Here is a 21,290-nt window from a genome sequence, read left to right as displayed (position 1 = left end):
GGCCTCTTCGTTCGAACCTCCTGTTGTTGGTCATCAATCCGGTGCTGCGCAATTCCCCGGCGATTACCCATGCCGGAGCGCTGGCCAGGGTCAGTGGGGCGGCATTGCACATCGTCGTCCTCATGAAGTCGTTGGACATTGTGGCGGAGTTCCGCTTGCGTATGAGGTGGCTATGGCCTTGGGTGTGCGCCTCTACCCGCCAGCGCTTGACGTCATCGGCGTCAGCGAGCGGCACCGTGGCGCACGACCTCTATGCAAAAGTCTGGCTCGAAGGGCGGCACATTGCATTCGACAATGTCCGAAGCGGCAACTTGCAGGTGCACGCCAACAATGTCGGCCCGGATCGGCTGCTGGCAGATGTGTCGGTCGACCAATACGGCGGTGTAGACCCGACGAGCTCCCAGTTGTGCCAGATAAGCGCAGGTACGCAGCAGCGAATGGCCTTCGAACAAAACATCATCAACGACCAGTAAGGTGGTATTGGCGAGATCGAGTTTGGCCAGCAGAGGGTTTTCGGTCAGTTGTGTGAGGGCATGCAGCACTTGCAGGTCGTCGGCATAACGCTTGACCTCAAGTGGATAAAGAGGAAGTTCCGGTTGGCCGGTCTGGCGTGCAATGTGCTCGCGCAATCGTTGGGCCAGTGGCTCACCCCGGCGCTTGATACCAATCAGGGCGGCGGGCGCCGGTGGCAGCAGGCTGGCAGCCTGGCGTGCCATCGTCTGCAGCACGTCATCGAGTTCATTGCGTTCATACAGGCGCAACCGCTGACTTGCCAATAGGATCGTCATTGCCATCTCCCGTCTGCGAACGATGGGCACGTACGTTTCGCTCAAGGTAGCCCGGTCTGCCTTGGCGCAATTGACATTGATCAATCGCGATTAAATAAACGTCGGTCTATTCAGCCCTCGGCTACTTGTCTGGTCACGCGCGCGGGACGCAGCGGCTTCGAGTGGGTCGCCTGCGATTCGCACAGGCACTTGATAAAAATCAACGCCAAGGCCGCCACCAGGAGGGATTCTGGGTATATGGAAAACGTACCTGTCTGGCGAAGGTGATCATCCTTTACCGCGCAAGATTGTGGCAGCAGTTGATGTTTCCAGTTCCCTGCACAGGACGACGAGCGCAATGTGCGGATCATTCAGCAGGCGTCCAGCCTGGCTATCCAGTGTCAGGCCGAGTTGCATCTGGTGTATGCCTGCGATACTTCTCCCCGGGAGGTTAACTTGATCCACAGTCCCTCATCACAAATTACCTTGCCTAACCGCGCCGAAGCCGGTCGGCGCTTGGTCGAACCTCTGCTCAAATACGCCAACAGGCCTGAGGTGATCATCTTGGCCTTGCCCCGTGGCGGTGTTCCGGTGGCTTATGAAGTCGCCACCGCCCTGCGTGTGCGGCTGGACCTGATGCTGGTACGCAAGCTCGGCGTCCCTTCGCACCCGGAATACGCCATGGGCGCCATAGCCAGTGGCGGTGTACAAATTCTCAATGATGACGCGCTGCGGGCGCACCGGATCGGTCGAGCCAGTTTCGAGGCCGTTGTCGCCCGGGAGGTGCAGGAGCTGTCGCGACGTGAAAAAGCGTATCGGGGAACCCGCCCGCCACCGAAAGTAAAGGGCCAGGTGGTAATCCTGATCGACGACGGCCTGGCCACAGGTTCTTCGATGATGGCTGCGATCCAGGCGGTGAGGATGCAGGCGCCGGAGCGCATCATCGTCGCGGTACCGGTTGCTCCTCGGGAAACAGTCGAGGATTTATCGATGCAAGTGGACGAAGTGATCTGTCCGCTCATTCCTGACTGGATGATGTCGATCGGCTACTGGTATCTGGATTTTCCCCAGACCTCGGACGAAGAAGTCATCGATCTCATGCAACGAGCTTGGGGGCGAAAACTGTCGAGCGTCTGCTGCACGGAACATCGCGATGCCTGAAGCTGAATTTAGATGCCTGGAGCTGCCTGGCGTTGAACTGTCCGCAGATTTGCGTTTGCCGGCAAACGCGCGCGCCCTGGTCATCTTCGTACACGGCAGTGGGAGTGCTCGATTGAGCCCGCGCAATCAATATGTGGCCGATGTATTAGCCCTTCAGGGTTTGGCCTCGCTGCTGTTCGACTTGCTGACGGAACCGGAGCAGCGCCTGGATAATCTTAGCGGGGTCTTGCGCTTCGATATTTCCCTGCTGGCTAGACGGTTGATCGACGTGATCGACTGGGTCGGCCGGGATCGTGAGTTGTATTCTTTGCCCATTGGTCTGTTCGGCGCCAGTACCGGTGCGGCGACAGCAATGGTGGCTGCCGCCGAGCGAGCGTCGGTGATAAGGGCAGTGGTCAGCCAGGGTGGACGAACCGATCTGGTCGGGCCGGCCCTGACCCGAGTGAAGGCGCCAACGTTGCAGATTGTTGGTGCACAAGATCCTTTGATACTGGGCTTGAATCGCCGGAGCAAACAAATCCTGGGGTGTGAGCAACGGCTGGAAGTCGTGGAACGTGCCACGCATCTTTTTGAAGAGCCTGGCACGCTGGAGGAAGTCGCCAGGCTCGCCGGCGACTGGTTTGAACAGAACCTGCGGACGACAGCAATGTGTGCGTATGAGAGTTCATGAATGTCGTCCTCCGAATGGCTGGCAACTGGTGGCGGCAAGGCGCTCGGGTCATACCAGAAGTTGATGCGCCCCCTGAAACCTTGCACAGGCTTTACAGGTACAGGCGATGAATGACCTTATGGGGGTCGAAAGGATCGTCGTGGGCTTCAAAACCCAGAAATCTGGCCAGCTCACGCAAGGGCGCATTGCTGGAGGTGCTGACCGAGTACAATTGGTGGACGCCATTGCTGCGGGCAGCGTCGATCAAGTGCTCCAGCAATAACGTTCCCAGACCGAGGCGTTTCCAGGCAGAGGAGATGGTCACGGCGCATTCGCACTGGTATTTCCCCATCGCGGCATAACGACTGGCGCCGATTTCGGTCAAGCGGCCATTCTCGTGGGCCAGAGCGATGCAGGCTTGGGTCTGGCGGGGTTCGTGCTGCTGTCTGAGTAAAAGCGCATGCCGGGACTCAGGCGCCGAATGCCGGACCAGGGCGTATTCACGAACTTGATCTGCTTGCGTGACATACCTGATCAACACCGGGCGACCGTTGCTGAGAACATCAATCCAGGATTTTTCAGGGGCGATCACCTTTCAGCCCTCCATCCGGCGGTCACTTGACGCGAAGATATCCCAAGCGCTCAAGGTTCTTTCTACGCTGTTCGCCGTCACCGGACTTGATCTGCATATGGATTCAAGACGCAGGCCCACGTAGGTGCCAATGCATGTCGTGATCACACACGATTCCCCGACTGAGGCGGTGTCGCATGGGATAGCCCCCGATATTCAGGGAATTTCCGGGGCTATGCTTCAGGCGATCAGTAGTTGGTCTTCCACTTTGCTGACGCCCGGCACCGACCATGCTGCTCGTTCGGCGATTTCACGCTCACGCCAGAAGTGCACCCTGCCTTCGAGTTTTACAACACTGCCATCGACCTTGATCCGTATGGCCTTGGCATCAACTTCGGCATTGCGTTTAAGGGCTTCTTCGATACTTCGTTGGATATCGACGACCTCCACTCTCGGGCGCAGGGTGATCCGGTTATCCACGCCCACAACGCCTGACAATTTGCGCACCGCACTTTCAGCGACTTCTTTCTGATACTGCCAGTCCACCTGGCCTTCCAGGGTTACCCAGCCTTTTTGCACGACGACCTTGATGTCGCCGGCGGGTGTGTCGGAGCGCCACGAGATGATATTGACGGCACGGTTTGCGATGGTGTCATCGTCTGTACCTGCGCCCTTATCCAGCCGAACCTGTATTTCTTCAGCCACGGCACGTACTCCTTTGATCGCCTTGACCGCGCGCTCGGCGCTGATTTTTTGAGCGTAGCTTTTCACGTGGCCGGACAGTGTGACGATGCCATTTTCCACGCTGACACCAATGTGGGCGGCGTCGATGTTGGGCTGAAAGTCAAGCTCATCCAAAATGGTATTGCGCAAGGTGATGTCGCTCATGATCTTGTCCTCTTCCAGATGACTGAAATGCATGGGCCGACAAAGCCCATGTCTTTTTTTACGCTGCAGCGTTAGAAAGACATTGAGCTAAATCAAAAAGACCACAACTCCCAGGTGCGGAGCTCCGGCAAGAGGCGGGGCTTGTACGGATGTACTCGCCTTGGTTTGTCAGGGAAAAACCATGCGCTGCGGCGTATCCATTGCCGCATCACTCAGGCCAAGGCAAAAGACTTAAGCTTTACCTCGATGGGCGCAAGATGATTGATTGAACATTCGGTTTAGAGGCGTGAAGAGCAATGTTCAGTAAATGGCTGGACCCCATGCTTTTGCTGCTTACAACGCTGGCATTGCTGGCTGGTGTCGTTGCACATAGTGCGCAAGAGAATGATTGGGCATCGTTTTGTTGGGCCGCAGGCAGCTTGACAATGGCATTGGTTCTGCTCGTCGAGATTGCCGGGCGATTGGCTCGAGGTGAGGCAGGAGTGGATTTGATCGCACTGTTGTCGATCAGTGCCGCCCTGTTTTTCGAGCAGGCTTTAGTCGCAGCAGTGATTGCCCTGATGCTGGCCACCGGTCGCACCCTGGAATTCTTTACCCGTCAACGAGCCGAGCGTGAACTACGTGCGCTTATCGATCGGGCACCACGTTTTGCCTGGTTGCAGGAGAAGGGGGGCTTACGCCAGATTCCCGTTGAACAGATTCATCCAGATCAGACATTGCTGGTACGCCTGGGAGAGGTTGTACCGGTCGATGGCCGCTTGCTCAGCCCGGCAGCGATTCTGGACGAGTCGGCACTCAGCGGTGAATCCTTGCCCGTGACCCGACGACAAGGCGAGCAATTGCCCAGCGGAGTCTCAAACGTCGGCGCCCCCATTCTGTTGGTTGCTACGCGAACGGTTGCGCAAAGCACCTACGCTGCCATCGTGCGGCTGGCCGAAGCGGCGCGCAGTTCACGGGCGCCTTTTGTGCGCTTGGCTGACCGCTATGCACTGTTTTTTATCCCGTTGACCTTGTTGATGGCGGCACTGGCCTGGCATCTGAGCGGTGACCCCTTGCGAGCGTTGGCGGTGCTGGTGGTGGCCACGCCTTGTCCTCTGATTCTGGCAGTGCCCATTTCGATCATGTCGGGTATATCCCGAGCCGCGCGGCGCGGAATATTGATCAAGGATGGAGCCACCCTGGAAGCGCTGGCCGGGATCAAACAAGTGTTTTTCGACAAAACCGGAACGCTGACCAGTGGACACGCGCGCCTGCAGTCGATCGAAGTCAATGGACTGGCCGATCCGCAGCAATTGCTTGGCCTGGCGGCCTCGCTAGCACAAGCTTCGACGCATCCCATCTCTCAGGCCATTGTCGAGGCAGCGCAACAGCGCAGGGTGTCCCTCAGCGTGCCAACTGAGGTACAGGAGAGTCCGGGCGAGGGGCTTTGCGGGCTCATCGACGGTAAGCAGGTGCGATTGGGCACACTGTCTTTTGCTCATCAGGACGCTTGCGAAACTGCCTGGGCTGTCGCCATGCTTCGTCACATGGATTATCTGGCCTGTAGCGGAAGCTTTATCGAAGTGGATGGGAAACTGGCGGGGCTGTTGGTTCTCGCGGACACTGTTCGGCGCGAAACTCCACAAACGCTGCGCCGGTTACGCTGCAAGGGGATCGAGAGAATCGTTATGCTCACCGGCGATCGACTGGAAACAGCCGAGATGATCGCAATGTCTGCCGGAATCGACGAGCTGCGCGCGGGTTTGACACCCGAGGATAAAGTGCGGGCCGTGCAGGAGGGCTGTTTGCGCAGCCGCACGCTGATGGTCGGTGACGGTATCAATGATGCACCCGCATTGGCGGCGGCTAACGTTGGTGTGGCAATGGGGGCCTGCGGCGCAACCGCTTCGGCACAAGCTGCGGGTGTCGTTCTGCTGGTCGATCGCCTGGATCGTCTGGTCGAGGCCTTGGACATCGCCCAACGAACTCGTCACATTGCTGTCATCGGTGTGCTGGTCGGCATGGGCCTATCGTTGCTGGCCATGGTCGCGGCGGCACTCGGCTTTCTCGCGCCACTAATCGGCGCTGTGGTGCAGGAGGGCATTGATGTGCTGATTATCCTCAATGCGTTGCGGGCATTGGGGCCACTGTGGGGGCGTCGAAAGGGCATGCTGACTGCAGAACATATTGATCGGCTGCAGGATGAACACCGGCAACTGTCCAGCGTGTTGAGTGACCTGCACCAACTGTCCGCTGACTTCGCCCGGCGCCCGGTTGCACAGGCACGAACCGAACTGCAGGAGTTGGTCGACAAGTTGCAAACCTCATTGGCGCACCACGAGCGTGATGATGAGCAGCTGCTTTACCCGCTTTTAACGCAACGGTTGCCAGGCGAGGACCCGATGTCAGCCATGAGCCACGCCCACCGAGAGATCTTCCGCCTGATCCATTTGCTGGAGCGCATGAGTCGTGATTTCAATGCCGAGCCGGCCAGGGCCGATGCCGACGAAATTCAGCATCAATTGATCAGGCTCGATACCCTGGTGCGACTGCACTTTGACCAAGAGGAAGAGCTGTTCCGTTTCCTTGACGCACGCTGAGCGAACGTTGTGCATACCGGCTGAGCGTCTGACTCCGGCCTGATGATTCAGAGGTGATAGCGTGACTGGATGATGCCCCGGATCTGTTCCATTGCCTTTTTGAGGACCATGCTTTTGTCCATTTCGATAAGGCGTGTCTTATTGGCAAGTACATCGTCCCGGATCACTTTGCGAAACCAATTGGAGAAATCCCCGGCATCGAGATGCTCGCGAAGGGCGGGCTCTTCAATTTGCGTTAAACAGGATAAAAACTCAGTCAGGTTGGCGGCACTCCGGCCAAGAGCAGGAAAGTGGAATGATCGCCATGGACCGACATCTCCCGCGACATACTTGCCACTGTGGCGATGGTGCTTTTGATGCGGCTGCATCTGGTCGATCAGGTATACCTCGTCGTCTTCGTGCAAGCTCCAGAGACAGGCATGCTCGAGGCCTGGCGTTCGCTCTGGAAACCGAGGGGAAGGTCGCTGCATGCGCTTGGCGAATTGCTCGACCAGTTCCCGAGCAGTGCTGCCAAGCGTCACCAGCACGTCGACCCCCTCAAGTAGCGCCGGGCAGACCTGGTCGAAGTCGAGGGCTACGATGATTGCACCGATGTCTCTGAGAAAGCCGGGCGGCCAACTTGAACAGTGGGGAAGCATGTAATGAGCTTCGTCGACGATCAACCAGTAGGGGCGACCTGAAGTGCTGCGCAAATGCTGGAGGAAAGGCAGCAGGTCGCCAAACAACTGCACGCGCGCCGAGAGATCCAGGGCAAGGGCATTGACCACCACATTGAGCTGCGCCTGCAAAAGATAGTGCACAGCATCTTCTGTCGTCGGGGGCGCGGTGAGGCCGCCGATGGTCACCGCGTCTTCCAGTGTGAGGTAGTCGCCCTCTGGATCGATGATGCAGAATCCCTGATGAACCTGGACCATTCTTTCTGTCAGCCAGGTGATGTAACTGGATTTTCCGGCCCCGGAATTGCCAATTACCAACATCACCGATTCTGGAGGCAGCCATAACGGGTGCCCATCGGTGGACTGCCCCAACTGAACCCCGATGCGTTCGACGCCAACCAGTGCGGCATCTTTTTCCAGGAGCATCTCGACCAGCTCGCACACCCCTTGACCATGGTCACGGGTCAGGCATAGGTCAGCGCTGGATTTTATGGAGGCTATGGCATTGCTGACCGCTGCGGCACAGCCGCAGATCGACAGAAAGGAGTGGTCGTTTTCCGCATCGCCCACTCCGACCACGTTCAATTCGCATATGCCTAAATCTCGTAACGCTGCAACAAGGCCGGACGCTTTGTTCACGCCAGGCGGCAGGATCATGATGGCGTCCTTGTTGAAGGTTATCTGCAGTTCAAGACCCAACTCGTGAATGCTACTGATCACTTCATTTTCGAATGGCTGCCAAGTAGCGATGACCGACTGTCCGATCGACAACGGTGAAACCCCTTTGGCGCGCAGGTGACCAACCAGCTCGGTTGAGGCGGGATCTGCAATAAGCTCCTCGGTATCAGTGCTCGGGTCGTACAAGAGCGCGCCATTTTCCGCAACCACCCTGTCAAAAAGATCCAGATGCGGAAAATGATGCTTGAGCGCTTGCAATTCCCGGCCTGAAATCAGCAATAACTTGCGACCGCTTTTTTTTACCTGGCTGAGCGATGCGCAGACCTGGGGAGAAACGCTACCGTTTTCGGCAATGGTCCCATCGTAGTCTACTGCCAGGGCAAGGAAGTGCATGCTCGATCCCTATCAGACTCAATTGAGTGCAGAGGAGGACAACTAGAACGGACTGTCGACCGACTCCACGACTGTATTGAGATGCAACTTATTGGCGCCCACATTGATTTTTATCAATTGTAAGTCGAGCGTTGACAGCCGGTCTTTCGAGGAGCAAGGGGGGCTTGAGAGCGACAAACTCAATCCATTTGCCCCTTGCCCCTTTGAACCAGGGGCCAAACCCACTGGTGAAAACCTGCATGCTGATTGACGTCGGCGCCGCATACGCGTGTAAACACAGTTGTTCAACAGCGTTGCTTTGATTGATCAAACTGCACGGGTTTCTTTTGCCATTAATAATCCGAAGTGCTTAAGCCTACGGATTACGGAACAAGAGTAAGCTGGATGCAGTCAGGTTGATCTAAATCAATGGGCAGCCTGTTACCGGTTCCATGCTCTTGTCACATGCGGAGATTGGCGCCGGGTCATGAACACCAACAAACCAATAGGGATTCACGCGGTGCAAGGCTGGCAGCGGAGCAGGGGAGCCACAGCAGGAAATCTGCGCCGATCGGGCAAAAGGCATTGGAAACGTGACGCAACCCACCTGTTGATAATCTTGCTGCTGTTGCCGGTTGGATATTTCACGGCGTATCACTTTGCTGCCCATACGTTGAGGGAGTTGGTGAACTTTTGTACCGCGCGTTTTGAAGTGGAATTCGAACAAGCCGAAGTAGAGCCTCCGCTCGAAGTTCTGTCGCGATCCTTGTGCGAATGTCAGGCAAAAGCGCTGCTCAAAAAAAACGGAGTTGTGCGACTTGCCTTGGTCGACAGCCACTTACTGGCACCGCAGTCACTTGAGCCAGTAACAGAGCAAGATGCAGAAGTCTGCATCAATGAACTGTGGAAACATGATGCTGAAGGGGCCAGGCGCTTGTCCCTTGAGTGAAAGGCTGCAGTTCTTTGATCATTGACAGGTAGGCAGATCCCCCAACGTCAATTTACAAGCGCTTGCACCATGAAAACCGCCTGGCCTCAACCGGTTATCCGGCCGTCCGACCGTTCATTGGGCGTATCTGATCTACATCAAGGAACGGACATCGGGATCAGCAAAGCTGTCGACATCGATAGCCACAGCAGCGGGATTTTCCATGCCTCGGCCGGACAGAACCTCATGCGAACCATTGGCAACCCTGCCGTCTTCATCGCTCGGCCAGGGCACAGTGAATGAACAGATTGCCAGGGTTTTCGACGATATTGCCGATTTGCTGGAGTTGGACGATGCCAACCCTTTCCGGATCAGGGCCTATCGTAATGCTTCGCGAACGCTGAGGGCGTTGACAATCGATCTGGCGAAGACCATCGCGCGTGGTGAGCCGTTGCCAAAACTGGCTGGGATCGGTGTCGACCTGGCGGGCAAGATCAACGAAATTGTTACCACTGGCGATTGTGCGTTGCTTTCACGGTTGCGGAGTACTTCGCCGAAAGGACTGGCCCAGTTGCTATCTATTGCCGGTTTGGGACCAAAGCGGGTCAGGCACCTCTATCACGATCTTGGCATCGAAACCGTACAACAGTTATGCCTGGCCGCTGAAAGTGGGCGCATTCGCCATCTTCCAGGCTTCGGTAAAAAGTTGGAGGCCCGATTATTGAGTGCAGCGCAGAAAGGAATCGGCAAAGATCGCCGTGTTCCGCTCGCACATGTCGAGCCATTGGCAGAACGGTTGGCGCGCTATTTGAAGCAGATCTCGGGTGTTGAACAAGCGACCGTGGCCGGAAGCCTGCGACGCATGAGGGACACCGTCGGCGATATAGATATTCTTGTGGCTGCTGGCGTTGATGTCTGCCAGCAATTCATCAAACACCCGGATGTTGCCACTGTGCTGGTTCAAGGACAGACACGTACCAGCGTTCTTCTGAGTTCAGGCATGCAAGTCGATTTACGGGTCGTTGACCCGGCTGTGTATGGGGCGGCCCTGGTGTACTTCACTGGCAGCAAGGCGCATAACATCGCTATTCGCCAAAGAGCACAGAACAAGGGGCTCAAACTCAGTGAGTATGGAGTATTCAAAGGTGGTGAACGGTTAGCCAGTAGCACTGAAACCGATGTTTATCGGGCGCTGGATCTGCCCTGGATAGTGCCTGAGCTTCGCGAAAATCGCGGTGAAGTCGAAGCGGCGCTTGCCAATCGCTTGCCCAGACTGATCGAGTCATGCGATCTCAAAGGTGACTTGCATGCCCATACCTGTGAATCCGATGGCGTCAACAGCCTGGAAGATATGGCGCTCGCCGCGCAGGCAGCGGGGTTGCAATATTTGGCAATCACCGATCATTCCCAGTCCCTCAGGGTAGCCCATGGTCTGGACGGGGACCGGTTACTGCAGCAGATGGACCAGATCGATGCGCTCAATGATCGATTTCAGGGCATAACCTTGCTCAAGGGCGTCGAGGTCGACATCCTCGAAGACGGTAGCCTGGATTTGTCGGACGATATTCTGGGGCGCCTTGATCTGGTGGTGGGTGCTGTCCACAGCCATTTCAATCTGACTCGGCGCCAGCAGACCCGCCGCTTGCTCAGGGCGATAAACCATCGTCATTTCACGATTCTGGCGCACCCGCTGTGTCGGTTGATCAATGAGCGCGACCCCATAAACCTGGATCTCTCAGCCATCATCAAGGCCGCCGCTGAACGAGGTTGCTGTCTGGAACTCAATTCGCAACCGCAACGCATGGACCTGTCCGATCTGCAATGCCAATACGTCAAGGATCAGGGGGGGCTGGTCAGCATCAATTCGGATGCGCATCAAGTAGCTGATTTCTCCCATTTGCGTTTTGGGGTCGCACAGGCACGTCGAGCCTGGCTGGAATCCCATAACGTTTTAAACACAATGTCACTACCAGCGCTCAAGTCGTTTTTGAGCGGGGGCGGGGGCTGGCAAACAGAAAGGGATCAAAGCTTAAGTCAGCCGTAGACAATATCGTCGCGCAGGTACTGACCTTGCAAGTAAGGCTCTATCAGGCCATGGCACGACTGGAGGCGCAAACCGATCATGAGGCGCTGCATGATCTACGTATTGCTGTGCGACGTATCAGAAGCTTGATGCGTCCATTTCGCGCCATCCCGCAAGTACTGGCGTTGAATGGTCTGGTGGGCAATTTCATGAGCGATTTTCTCAGTGCCGAGCAATTGGAAGGTCTGCATGCTTACTGGCGCGCGGCCAATTATCTGGCCGTCGGGCAGATTTACCTCAAAGACAACGTGACTGCCGGCATTCGCCAGCCTCCCGTGTCAGGACGATGCCGCGTCAGTCCGTGCAGGTTGCGCAACGCGCTGAAGCGGCCTTAGCGCGGCGAACTCCTCGGGAGTCAGGGTTTCCTTTTGCAGCAAAAGGTGAGCGCCGGCCTCCAGCTCGGGACGCAACCTTTCGAGCAGGGCTTTGGCTCGCTGCCAAGCGTCGTCCAGCAGTGCGCGAATAGCGAGGTCGATTTCCCGCGCGGTCTGCTCCGAATAGTCCTTTTCGCCGGATTCGGGCACTCGCTCGCCAAGCCAGGTCGCATTGCGCCGCTCCAGAACCGCTTGGCCGAGTTCGCTACTCATACCAAAGCGCGTGACGATTTGACGGGCGATGTCCGTGGCGTGGGCCAGATCATCGGCAGCGCCGGTGGAAATCTCCCCGATCAGGAGGAATTCCGCCGCGCGTCCCGCCATCAGCACGACCATCCGGTCCTTGAGCATCTGGCAACTGATAAGAAAGTGGTCTTCGGTCGGTCGCTGCAAGGTGTAGCCCAGCGAGCCGATGGCCCGCGGCACGATCGAGACTTTGTGCACCGGATCCATGGCCGGTAAGTGACTCGCGGCGAGCGCGTGGCCCATCTCGTGATAGGCCACTATCTGGCGTTCCTCGGGGCGCAGTATGCTGCTCTTGCGCTCGATCCCGGCAACCAGTCGTTCCACGGCGGCGGTGAAGTCGACGAGTTCCACCATGTCCGCGCCGCGTCGGGTCGCAACAATCGCCGCCTCGTTCACCAGGTTCGCCAGATCCGCGCCAGTGAATCCGGTGGTGATGTCAGCGATACTTTCGCTATCGATACTCGGTGACACGGTGATTTTCTGCAGGTGTACCTTGAGGATCGCTTGTCGGCCTTTGCGGTCTGGTCGGTCGATCAGCACTTGGCGATCAATCCTTCCAGCGCGCAACAGCGCCGGATCGAGAATCTCAGGCCGGTTGGTCGCGGCCAGTAATACCACGCCTTCGCGAGGGTCGAAGCCGTCCAGTTCCGAGAGCAGTTGATTGAGGGTCTGCTCCTTCTCGTCATTGCCACCGAACGCGCCGACACCGCGCATTTTGCCCAGTGCATCCAGCTCATCGATGAAGATAATGCAGGGCGCGGCCTGGCGCGCCTGCTCGAACAGATCGTGGACCCGGGCGGCACCGACTCCGACGAACATTTCGACGAACTCAGAACCAGAGATCGAGAAAAACGGCACACCAGCTTCACCCGCGATGGCCTTGGCCACAAGTGTCTTTCCGGTGCCGGGCGGGCCGACCAGCAGCGTCCCTTTGGGTATGTGTGCGCCCAGGCGAGCATAGCGGGCCTTGTCCTTCAAGAACGACACAATTTCCATCAGTTCGAGCTTGGCTTCATCGATCCCGGCAACGTTGTCAAAGGTGACGCCTGTATCCCGTTCGACAAACACTTTGGCCCGTGACTTACCGATACTCATCAACCCTCCCAAGCCCTGCTTTTCGGCAAAACCGCGGAATGCAAAGTGCCAGACCACCGTGATCAGGATCAACGGTAGTAACCAGCCCAACAGCCCGCTGAGCAGGGTGTCTTCATTGACGCCGCTGAATCTGACCCCCGAATGCGCCAGGTCTGCCGCCAGCGTCGAATCCACCCGGACAGTGGTGAATAGTTCACGGCCGTCGATGGGGTCCAGTAACTTGCCGCTGATCTGGTCTTTCTCGACCCGCAGATCGCTGACCTTCTGGTCGTTCACCAGTTGCAGGAACTGGCTGTACGGAATGTTCTGCACGGCATGACGTTCGGCAAACAAAAACTGCACAAGTGCCAGAACAACGAAGGCGATCAGGAAGTACGAGAGGTTCCACTGGTGGTTGTTTTTCATGGTCTTGTCTCAACGAAGACGTTGTACGCCAGCAGGAGATGAACCTCGACTCGGGCACCGACCAATCGAGGCGCTCGGCGTGCCGCTCGCGCCACAGATGAACCCGGGCTTCAAGCATCACCTGAGACGCCGATGTTGGCGTCGTCGATATCACGCTGGAACTCGAGTTCTTCCAGCATGCTTTTGCGCAGGCTCAAGTCGCACGTGACGGTGTCCACGATGCAAGAGAGCAGGGAACAGTCGCCTTGTTTTTTTCTACGCTTGAGTGGCAAAAAATCCTTGAGGAATATCAACAATGCCTGTTTGGCCCGGCAGTGAATGGGTTGCCCACAAGTCAACGATATTTTGACGAAGATCAGAGCCGGCGCCGGCCAACGCCAGATAATCAATTCAGTACTGACTGTAACCACTTCGCTGTCCGGGTTATTCCTCACGGGACCAGCGCACGCTCATGCCATATTCGCTATCGCTGTAGTGGTATTCAGAGTTGCCTTTGAAAGCGCCTTTCAGGGCATGCCCCAGACGATTGGCAAGGTGAATGCCAGTAGTGGTCACGATCAGATCATCGGCCGCGTCATCGAGCTTGATGATGCGCTCAAGGGGATGCTCGGCCTTTTCCTTTTCCTCAGTGTGTTTAATCAGATTGACGATTTCTCCACGGTGCTGGTGCACGTAGCCGCCGGACAGGGTCAGGATACCCGCAGGCCTGTTGTCTTCTATGCGCCGGCAGGCTGGACAGATCGTTGTTTGCGCACCGTGAACCACGGTGTTTTCCTGGCGTTTCCAGCTCCAGGTTCCTGCGGCATACACGGCCTCGCATTTCGGGCAAACGGCAGGGCCCTCCGTGCGTGGGGCGCTATAAGGGTCATGCGAGACGTTCTTGAACAGTTTGTTTTTTTGGCTTTGCTGAAACTTGTCCATGATGTTCCTCCAGAGATGATCAGAACAACTGACGCTTGCTGAAGCGCACCCGCTCATTTCGACGCGATCCGGGTTCCAGCAGGTTGATTTTTATCAACTGCGATGCAAGCGCTGAAGGCGGCTCGAGCCAATGGTCCGCGTTTATGCATGAGGCGACAGGAGGACCGGGCTGCTCAGGGCTTTGTTGATAAAAGTCAACGTCACCGGGAGTGGTTAATAGACCCTGCTTGAACGTGGAATTGGCAGGAGAGCGATCCGATGGCTCACAGCAAGCTGGTATTTCGCGGCGCCGCCCGCGAGAGGATTCTCAGCGGTGCCACTCAGTTGGCGGATGCCGTGCGCGTGACGCTGGGCCCCAAGTCCAAGTCGGTGCTGATTCAGAATAAATGGGGCAATCCAACAGTCTGCAATGATGGTGTAACGATCGCCAGGCGCATCGACCTGCTGGATCCGGAAGAAAATCTCGGTGCGCAAATGTTGCGTCAGGCTGCCGAGCGCACCGGTGACGCGGTGGGGGACGGTACCAGCACTGCAACGGTGCTGGCCCAGGCCATCCTCGCGGACGGTATCCGCAATGTGGTGGCGGGTGCCAGTGCGATCGACCTCAAACGCGGGCTCGATCGCGGACTCGCTTTGGTTGTGGAGTCGTTGAGGACGCTGTCGCGACCAGTGAGTACGCCCAGGGAAAAGGTCCAGGTCGCGACGCTATCCGCGCATAACGATGCGGTCATTGGCCAACTGGTAGCCGATGCCCTGGAGAAGGTTGGTATTGAAGGAGTGGTCAGCGTCGAGGAGTCAAAAACCACTGAAACGGTGGTCGAGGTCATGGAAGGCATGCGCTTCGACCGAGGCTATGTCTCGCCATATTTCGTCACCGATACCGAAAAGATGCAGGTGGAACTCGATGACGCTTACCTGTTGTTTTGCGACCACAAGATTCTGAATCTCAAGGAGTTGCTGCCCCTGATGGAGCTCGTGGCCAAGAGCGGCCAGCCCCTGGTGTTGATCGCGGATGACATAGAAGGGGAGGCGTTGACCACGCTGGTGGTCAATCAGATACGCGGTGTGCTGCGAGCGGTGGCGATCAAAGCTCCGGGCTTCGGTGACCGGCGCAAGGAGATGCTGCAGGACATGGCCGTTCTGACCGCAGGAACGGTGATTTCCAATGACCTGGGCTTTGCCCTCGAAAAGATCGAGTTGAGTCAATTGGGCCGGGCGCATCGGGTGGTGGTGCAAAGGGACAGTTCGGCGTTGATCGGGGGGGCTGGCAATCGCGAGGCCATCGAGGCGCGGATGCAGCAAATCCGCGCACAAATGGAGACGACTACCAGCGACTACGACCGTGAAAAGCTACAGGAACGCTTGGCCAGGCTCTCGGGCGGCGTCGCGGTGGTCCGGGTCGGAGCGCCTTCGGAAGCCGAGATGAAAACCCGCAAGGATGCGTTGGATGACGCCATTTCCGCCACTCGTGCAGCCATCGCCGAAGGCATTGTGCCAGGCGCCGGCATGTCTTTGCTCAAGGCCGTCCCGAAGATTGCCGCCGAGGAGATGCAGTATGAAGGGGATGCCCGCACGGGTCTGCAAATCATGCGGCGCGCTTTGGAGGCGCCGGCCAGGGTCATCGCTGAAAACTCGGCAGTGGATGCCGGCGTCGTTGTTGCGAGGATGTTGGCGGAGCCTGGCAACATTGGCTTCGACGCGTCGGTCAATCGCTACGTCGATCTTTACGAGGCCGGAATCATCGACCCATCCAAAGTGGTGCGGATCGCCCTTGAAAATGCAGTGTCAGTGGCCAGCATCCTGCTGCTGACCGAGGCAATATTGACGGATATTCCGGAGAAAGAGTCGCCGATCCCGCCTGGGTTCAGCGAATGAGGTCCGGCAGTGTCGCCGGGCGTTTGAGCAAGGCCGGTCTCGCGACCTGCCTGACGGGAGACAGATCATGAGCCAATATCAACGCCTTTTGCTGATCATCAACCCGCTCCTGCGCCGCTCTCCGGCAATCAACCATGCCGGCGCGCTGGCCAGGGCCAGTGGTGCGACATTGCACATCGTCGCCCTCGTCAAGACACTGGACATTCTGTGGCTACTTGACGAGGGCAGCAGGAAACAGGTTCGGGAAAGCTATCTTCAGAACCAACGCGACTGGTTGAAGTCCCAGGCGGAGAAACTGTCTGGCCGAGGCGTAGCAGTGACCTGCGAAGTCGCTTGGGCGGACGACATAAAACAGGAGATTTCTGATCACGTTACAGAGTTGAATCCCGACTTGCTGATTAAGGAAGTGCAACACGAGTCATTGCTCAAACGTGCATTCTTCACCCCACTGGACTGGTATCTTTTGCGCCAATGCCAAGTGCCGGTGTACCTGCTTGGCGGCGCGGCCCATGCATTACCGCGCAAGGTTGTAGCCGCGGTCGACGTCTCTACGAACGGCTTGGAAAATAATCGGTTGAACGAGCGCATCATCCAGCAGGCCACTGCGCTGGCTATCCAGTGTGATGCCGAATTGCACCTGTTGTATGCCTATGACGTTTCGCAGGAATACCTGGCAGAACTGGGCGATGGCCTGAAAATCGCCGAACTGACTAAAGGCTTGCGCCGTGAGTTTGAAAAGACCTACCTCGACTGGGCCAGTCAGCATGGCGTACCGGCTGATCGCCGGCATTTTGTGGTGGGGCACCCCGTTGCGGCGCTCAGCGAGTTCACAGACGAGCATCAGGTGGATGTAATCGTCATGGGGCGCGTGCAATTCCACGGTCTGGACAAGCTGCTCGGCAGTACCACCGAACACATTCTGTATCAGGTCCCTTGCAACGTTCTGGCTGTGTAGCACCGCGCCGGAGGTCCCTGTAGGAGGAATGCTCATGAACATTGACCAGGCCATTTCTGGCCGTCATTCGACACGTGAATACACGGCGCAGGCTGTCGATGAAGAGGTCATTGTGCGCTTGATCGGTGCCGCCACCTTGGCGCCAAGTGCGATGAACCAACAACCCTGGCGATTCACCGTGGTTCGCGACCAAGCGTTGCTGGATCGAATTTCACGCGAGGCGAAAGCCTGCATGCTCAAGACGCTGGCACCGGGATCACAATCAGAGCGCTTTCACGCGTTGCTTGATGACGAGCACTTTCAGATTTTCTATCACGCACCGGTACTGATCCTGATCTCGGCTGACGCACCCGGGCAATGGGTGGTCGAAGACTGTGCGCTGGCCGCCCAGAACCTGATGCTCAGTGCCTGTGCAGAAGGACTGGGCACTTGCTGGATCGGTTTTGCCCAGCCGTATCTCAATACTCAACAGGGCAAGCAAATGCTGAATCTTCCACAGGCGTGGGTTCCGGTAGCACCGATCATCGTCGGCCATCCGAAAGCCGCGCCGGCGCCTGTTGCCCATCAGGCACCAGAGATTCGCTGGATTGGTTGATGCACCGCTGAGCATTCATCCGGATGAGCGGGCACGCGCACATTATTGCGACGAGTGATTAACCGGCACGCCGGGTTGGCCATTCATTGACAAAAATCACAGTGCCGGCGCAGGGGGGCCGGATACTTTGAGGGGTGCCGGCGTGTTCCCGGCTCACTCAACTGAGGAGAACCACCATGAACAAGCGTTTATCTGTTGTTGTGCTGAGCGTCCTTCTGGCGATGACGGCGGGGTGCAGTCATAAGCATGTGCAAGAAATGAATGCTCGTATCGATTCGGCACAAAGCGCTGCCGCTGCTGCGCAATCCAGAGCCGATGCCGCGTATTCAAAAGCGGAACAGGCGCAGGCCGCGGCCAGTCAGGCACAACGCACCGCCGATGAGGCCAATGAACGCGCCAGCCGAATGCTTGAAAAGGCGAGTCGCAAATAATGACCCCCCACCCGGCCATCGTTGCGAGCGGGTTGTGTAAGTGGTTTGGCGAAGGCAGTACGCGCATGAAAGCGGTCGACCAGGTGGCGCTGGTCGCGCAGTTCGGCGAAATGGTTTTTGTCGTCGGCCCCTCGGGTAGCGGCAAGACCACACTATTGAGCATCCTCTCCGGCATCCTGCGACCCGACTCTGGAACGGTGCTGATTAATGGCCTGGACATCTGGAGCCTGAATAGCGACAGATTGGCCGAACTGCGCCTGGATCACATCGGGTTCGTGTTCCAGGACTATCACTTGTTTTCGCGGTTGACGGCGGCCGAGAACGTCGCCATCCCCCTGATCCTTCGGCATCACAAATGGAACGATGCGCTTTCGAAGGCCCGCCAGAGTCTGGAGGTGGTGGGCCTGAAGGATCGGGGGAACATCTTGCCCATGAAGCTTTCCGGAGGGGAGCAACAGCGCGTTGCCATTGCCAGAGCCATCGTGGGGGAGCCGCAAATCTTGATAATGGACGAGCCCACGGCATCTCTGGATGGGGACACGGGAAAAATGATCATCGCGTTCGTCAAGGAGAGAGTACTCAATCAACAACGCTGCATCCTTATTGTCACTCACGATGCACGGATCAACGAGTACGCCGACCGTATCATCTACATGGCTGACGGCCGAATCAGCGAAACCGGGCATGCCATATCGTGAAAAAGTCCCTGCTGTTTACGCTGGCGGTAGTCGGTGTTCTCGGGGGGCTGATCGCCGCCTATCTGCTCGGGCGGACACCGCAGCCGCTGCCGCCCGCCTTCGCACCAGCGAGCAGCAACGATGCCAGCGCGATCTATGCCAATGGCATCATCGAGGGCGAGCAGCCCGGTGGCAGCAATATCGTGATCTATCCGCAGGTGGCCGCGCCGGTAACCCGGGTGTGGGTGCAGGAGGGGCAGACGGTCAAACGCGGGGAGCCGCTGGTCACACTTGACGACGCGGTGCCACGCGCCAATTTTGAACTGGCCCAGGCCAGCCTGGCCACCGCCCGCGACCAGTACAACAAGCGCTTGGCGTCTTACAACATTGATCCGAAATCGATCAGCAAAGATACCCTGGACACCGCGCGCAATTCCGTGACCCAGGCGCAGGCTGCCCTCAAGGCGTCGGCGGCGTTGCTGGCGCAATACCTCATCAAGGCGCCAGCGGACGGTGTGGTGATGACTATTAACAGCGCAGTGGGCAGTTATGTATCGCCCCAGGGGGCCTATGACGTTTACACCCAAGGGTTCGCGCCGCTGCTGGTCATGAGCGCCGATCAGGCGCATCTGGCTGTGCGCTGTTATGTGGACGAGATTCTGATCGCCCGATTACCAGCGCCCGAGCACATGCAGGCGCAGATGCTGATTCACGGCACGGGCATCCGTGTGCCGCTGGCCTTCGTGCGGGTGCAGCCCTACGTATCGCCGAAAATCGAGCTGTCCAACCAGCGCCGGGAAAAAGTTGACCTGAGGGTGCTGGCGGTGATTTTTCGCTTCGAGAAGAAAGATCTGCCGAACGTCTACCCGGGGCAGTTGGTGGATGTGTTCATAGGTCAGAAATAATGGAAAGGGTAGACCGGTTACGCCGCACTGGACGCTTCTGCCTTGCACTGAGCCTGTTGCTGGGCAGCGCATGCACGGTCGGCCCGGATTTTTCGCCTCCGGCCACGCCTGTGTCAGAGCGTTATCTGAACGAGCCGCTGCCGGGGACTGTTGCTGCGCAGGGCCAGGCTCAACAGTTCGTGCCCGGCGGTGAGGTCACACCGGACTGGTGGCGTTTTTTCCACTCGACGGCGCTTGATGCACTGGTGCGCCAGGCGATCACCCATAACATGACCGTGCAGGCGGCCGAGGCCAGTTTGCGTCAAAGCCAGAACGCGCTCAGAGCCGGTCACGGGGTCTTCTATCCGCAGCTCGATGCCCGCTTCAGCGCCAGTCGTGAGCGCAGCGCGCCGGTCCAGCAAGGGCTGACGACGGCAGGCTCGATCTTTAACGTGATGATCTTCAGTGGCACGATCAGCTACACCCTCGATGTCTTTGGCGGCGAGCGACGTGCCGTGGAGGGCTTGCAGGCCCAGGTCGATCGCCAGACCTGGCTGACTCAGGCGGCCTATCTCACGCTAACGGCCAATGTCGTCAATACGGCCATTGCCCGGGCAGCCTATACCGCGCAGATCGAGGCCACGGAACAATTGATCGGTTTGCAGCGCCAGCAGCTGCAGTCCACCCAGGTTCAGGTGCGCAGCGGAACGGTGCCTTATTCGGCGACATTGAGCCTGCAGAGCCTGATCGCGACTAACGAGGCCTCGTTACCGGCGCTCAAACAGAAAGTCAGTCAAAGCGAGCACTTGCTGGCCACGCTCGAAGGCGTGATGCCTGCAGAACTCAAACTTCCCGACATTCGCTTGACAGCACTTTCGTTACCGCACGATCTGCCGGTCAGTCTGCCTTCCGACCTAGTGCGCCAGCGTCCGGATATCCTCACCGCCGAGGCGCAATTGCATCAGGCCAGCGCGCAAATCGGTGTCGCCACGGCGGCGATGTTTCCCAGCTTCAGCTTGAGCGGTACCTACGGGGCGGCTGGGTCGTACACCGGTTCACTGTTTGCCGGCGCCGGACGATTCTGGAACTTCGGGCCGTCGATCGATATTCCGCTGTTTCAGGGAGGGCGCCTGTGGTACAGCCGCCAGGCGGCAATTGACGCCTATCAGCAAGCAGCGGCGAACTACCGACAAGTGGTGCTGGAGTCTTTCGCGCAGGTGGCGGATGTGCTCAGGGCAATAGAGCTCGATGCGCAAACGTTGCAGAAGCAGGCCGAGGCGCAGGCCGCTGCCCGAGAGGCCTTGAGATTATTGCAGGCCAACTATCGCTCGGGGTTGGTGACCTATCTGGATCTGCTCGTGGCCGACGTGCAGTTGCATCAGGTCGATATTGCTTACCTTCAAGCATTGGCGCAGCGGCATCAGGACACGGTTGCGTTGTTCGTGGCGCTGGGCGGCGGCTGGTGGAACCGGCCCGATACCGGCATTAGCGGAAACTAGC

At 57.8% G+C, this 21,290-nt stretch carries 20 protein-coding genes and 1 pseudogene; 14 read left to right on the top strand and 7 right to left on the bottom strand.

Annotation, left to right across the window (positions count from 1 at the left end; all coding sequences use genetic code 11):
• Window positions 1-20: 20 nt before the first annotated feature.
• A pseudogene (locus NH234_RS16810) lies at window positions 21-137 on the top strand (universal stress protein); the annotation flags it as partial.
• An 84-nt stretch (window positions 138-221) separates the two neighbouring features.
• Here the strand turns inward: NH234_RS16810 and NH234_RS16805 are convergent.
• Entirely contained in the window at window positions 222-788 is a 567-nt protein-coding gene (locus NH234_RS16805; protein ID WP_085731775.1) for a phosphoribosyltransferase family protein, read from the bottom strand.
• Between the two features lie 435 nt (window positions 789-1,223).
• On the opposite strand from NH234_RS16805, the gene NH234_RS16800 reads away from it, so the two are divergent.
• Window positions 1,224-1,928, top strand: coding sequence for a phosphoribosyltransferase (locus NH234_RS16800; protein ID WP_367257198.1), 705 nt, complete (start codon window positions 1,224-1,226; stop codon window positions 1,926-1,928).
• Window positions 1,921-2,598, top strand: a complete 678-nt coding sequence (locus NH234_RS16795) for a dienelactone hydrolase family protein (protein WP_367253435.1) — start codon at window positions 1,921-1,923, stop codon at window positions 2,596-2,598. Before NH234_RS16800 ends, NH234_RS16795 begins: the two co-directional genes overlap by 8 nt.
• Before the next feature lie 91 nt (window positions 2,599-2,689).
• On the opposite strand, the gene NH234_RS16790 is transcribed toward NH234_RS16795, so the two are convergent.
• Both NH234_RS16790 and NH234_RS16785 read right to left on the bottom strand, forming a co-directional pair.
• Window positions 2,690-3,169 carry a GNAT family N-acetyltransferase gene (locus tag NH234_RS16790; protein ID WP_085731773.1) on the bottom strand — a complete coding sequence of 160 codons (480 nt, stop codon included), beginning with the start codon at window positions 3,167-3,169 and terminating at the stop codon, window positions 2,690-2,692.
• 219 nt (window positions 3,170-3,388) lie between these two features.
• Entirely contained in the window at window positions 3,389-4,036 is a 648-nt protein-coding gene (locus NH234_RS16785) for a BON domain-containing protein (protein ID WP_367253434.1), read from the bottom strand.
• 296 nt (window positions 4,037-4,332) lie between these two features.
• Between NH234_RS16785 and NH234_RS16780 the strand changes: the two genes are divergently transcribed.
• Window positions 4,333-6,615 carry a heavy metal translocating P-type ATPase gene (locus NH234_RS16780; protein ID WP_367253433.1) on the top strand — a complete coding sequence of 761 codons (2,283 nt, stop codon included), beginning with the start codon at window positions 4,333-4,335 and terminating at the stop codon, window positions 6,613-6,615.
• 47 nt (window positions 6,616-6,662) lie between these two features.
• On the opposite strand, the gene NH234_RS16775 is transcribed toward NH234_RS16780, so the two are convergent.
• Window positions 6,663-8,342: an HAD-IIB family hydrolase gene (locus tag NH234_RS16775; protein WP_085731771.1), complete on the bottom strand. Its 1,680-nt coding sequence runs from the start codon at window positions 8,340-8,342 to the stop codon at window positions 6,663-6,665.
• A gap of 466 nt (window positions 8,343-8,808) precedes the next feature.
• Here NH234_RS16775 and NH234_RS16770 point away from each other — a divergent pair, with 466 nt between their 5' ends.
• The 3 genes from NH234_RS16770 to NH234_RS16760 all read left to right on the top strand — a co-directional run bounded on the left by NH234_RS16770 (window position 8,809) and on the right by NH234_RS16760 (window position 11,667).
• On the top strand, window positions 8,809-9,270 hold the full coding sequence (locus NH234_RS16770) for a hypothetical protein (protein ID WP_085731770.1): 462 nt from the start codon (window positions 8,809-8,811) through the stop codon (window positions 9,268-9,270).
• Window positions 9,271-9,505: 235 nt separating this feature from the next.
• Window positions 9,506-11,293 (top strand): DNA polymerase/3'-5' exonuclease PolX, encoded by a 1,788-nt coding sequence (gene polX / locus NH234_RS16765; RefSeq protein WP_367253432.1) that lies wholly within the window; start codon window positions 9,506-9,508, stop codon window positions 11,291-11,293.
• A 50-nt stretch (window positions 11,294-11,343) separates the two neighbouring features.
• Window positions 11,344-11,667, top strand: coding sequence for a CHAD domain-containing protein (locus tag NH234_RS16760; protein WP_367253431.1), 324 nt, complete (start codon window positions 11,344-11,346; stop codon window positions 11,665-11,667).
• Here NH234_RS16760 and ftsH read toward each other — a convergent pair.
• The 3 genes from ftsH to NH234_RS16745 form a co-directional block, all read right to left on the bottom strand.
• Window positions 11,611-13,452 (bottom strand): ATP-dependent zinc metalloprotease FtsH, encoded by a 1,842-nt coding sequence (ftsH, locus tag NH234_RS16755; protein WP_367253430.1) that lies wholly within the window; start codon window positions 13,450-13,452, stop codon window positions 11,611-11,613. The two genes, NH234_RS16760 and ftsH, sit on opposite strands and share 57 nt — an antisense overlap.
• 110 nt (window positions 13,453-13,562) lie before the next feature.
• Window positions 13,563-13,862: a hypothetical protein gene (locus tag NH234_RS16750; RefSeq protein WP_367253429.1), complete on the bottom strand. Its 300-nt coding sequence runs from the start codon at window positions 13,860-13,862 to the stop codon at window positions 13,563-13,565.
• Window positions 13,863-13,875: 13 nt separating this feature from the next.
• Window positions 13,876-14,373 carry a BCAM0308 family protein gene (locus tag NH234_RS16745; RefSeq protein ID WP_367253428.1) on the bottom strand — a complete coding sequence of 166 codons (498 nt, stop codon included), beginning with the start codon at window positions 14,371-14,373 and terminating at the stop codon, window positions 13,876-13,878.
• Between the two features lie 258 nt (window positions 14,374-14,631).
• On the opposite strand from NH234_RS16745, the gene groL reads away from it, so the two are divergent.
• From groL to NH234_RS16710, 7 genes are all read left to right on the top strand, one after another.
• Window positions 14,632-16,248 carry a chaperonin GroEL gene (groL, locus tag NH234_RS16740; protein WP_367253427.1) on the top strand — a complete coding sequence of 539 codons (1,617 nt, stop codon included), beginning with the start codon at window positions 14,632-14,634 and terminating at the stop codon, window positions 16,246-16,248.
• A gap of 67 nt (window positions 16,249-16,315) precedes the next feature.
• Window positions 16,316-17,203, top strand: coding sequence for a universal stress protein (locus NH234_RS16735; protein WP_085702070.1), 888 nt, complete (start codon window positions 16,316-16,318; stop codon window positions 17,201-17,203).
• Window positions 17,204-17,237: 34 nt separating this feature from the next.
• Window positions 17,238-17,798 carry a nitroreductase gene (locus NH234_RS16730; RefSeq protein ID WP_085702071.1) on the top strand — a complete coding sequence of 187 codons (561 nt, stop codon included), beginning with the start codon at window positions 17,238-17,240 and terminating at the stop codon, window positions 17,796-17,798.
• Window positions 17,799-17,974: 176 nt separating this feature from the next.
• Complete coding sequence (locus NH234_RS16725; protein ID WP_085702072.1) at window positions 17,975-18,229, top strand: Lpp/OprI family alanine-zipper lipoprotein; 255 nt, start codon at window positions 17,975-17,977, stop codon at window positions 18,227-18,229.
• Between the two features lie 65 nt (window positions 18,230-18,294).
• Window positions 18,295-18,927, top strand: coding sequence for an ABC transporter ATP-binding protein (locus NH234_RS16720; protein ID WP_227235539.1), 633 nt, complete (start codon window positions 18,295-18,297; stop codon window positions 18,925-18,927).
• Window positions 18,924-19,811: an efflux RND transporter periplasmic adaptor subunit gene (locus NH234_RS16715; RefSeq protein ID WP_367253426.1), complete on the top strand. Its 888-nt coding sequence runs from the start codon at window positions 18,924-18,926 to the stop codon at window positions 19,809-19,811. Before NH234_RS16720 ends, NH234_RS16715 begins: the two co-directional genes overlap by 4 nt.
• On the top strand, window positions 19,811-21,289 hold the full coding sequence (locus NH234_RS16710; RefSeq protein WP_367253425.1) for an efflux transporter outer membrane subunit: 1,479 nt from the start codon (window positions 19,811-19,813) through the stop codon (window positions 21,287-21,289). The genes NH234_RS16715 and NH234_RS16710 overlap by 1 nt, the downstream gene beginning before the upstream one ends.
• Window position 21,290 lies beyond the last annotated feature (1 nt).

This window comes from Pseudomonas sp. stari2, from assembly GCF_040760005.1.
Lineage (GTDB): Bacteria > Pseudomonadota > Gammaproteobacteria > Pseudomonadales > Pseudomonadaceae > Aquipseudomonas.
Note: the sequence above shows the minus strand (reverse complement) of the source record. Positions and strands in the feature narration are given on the sequence as shown.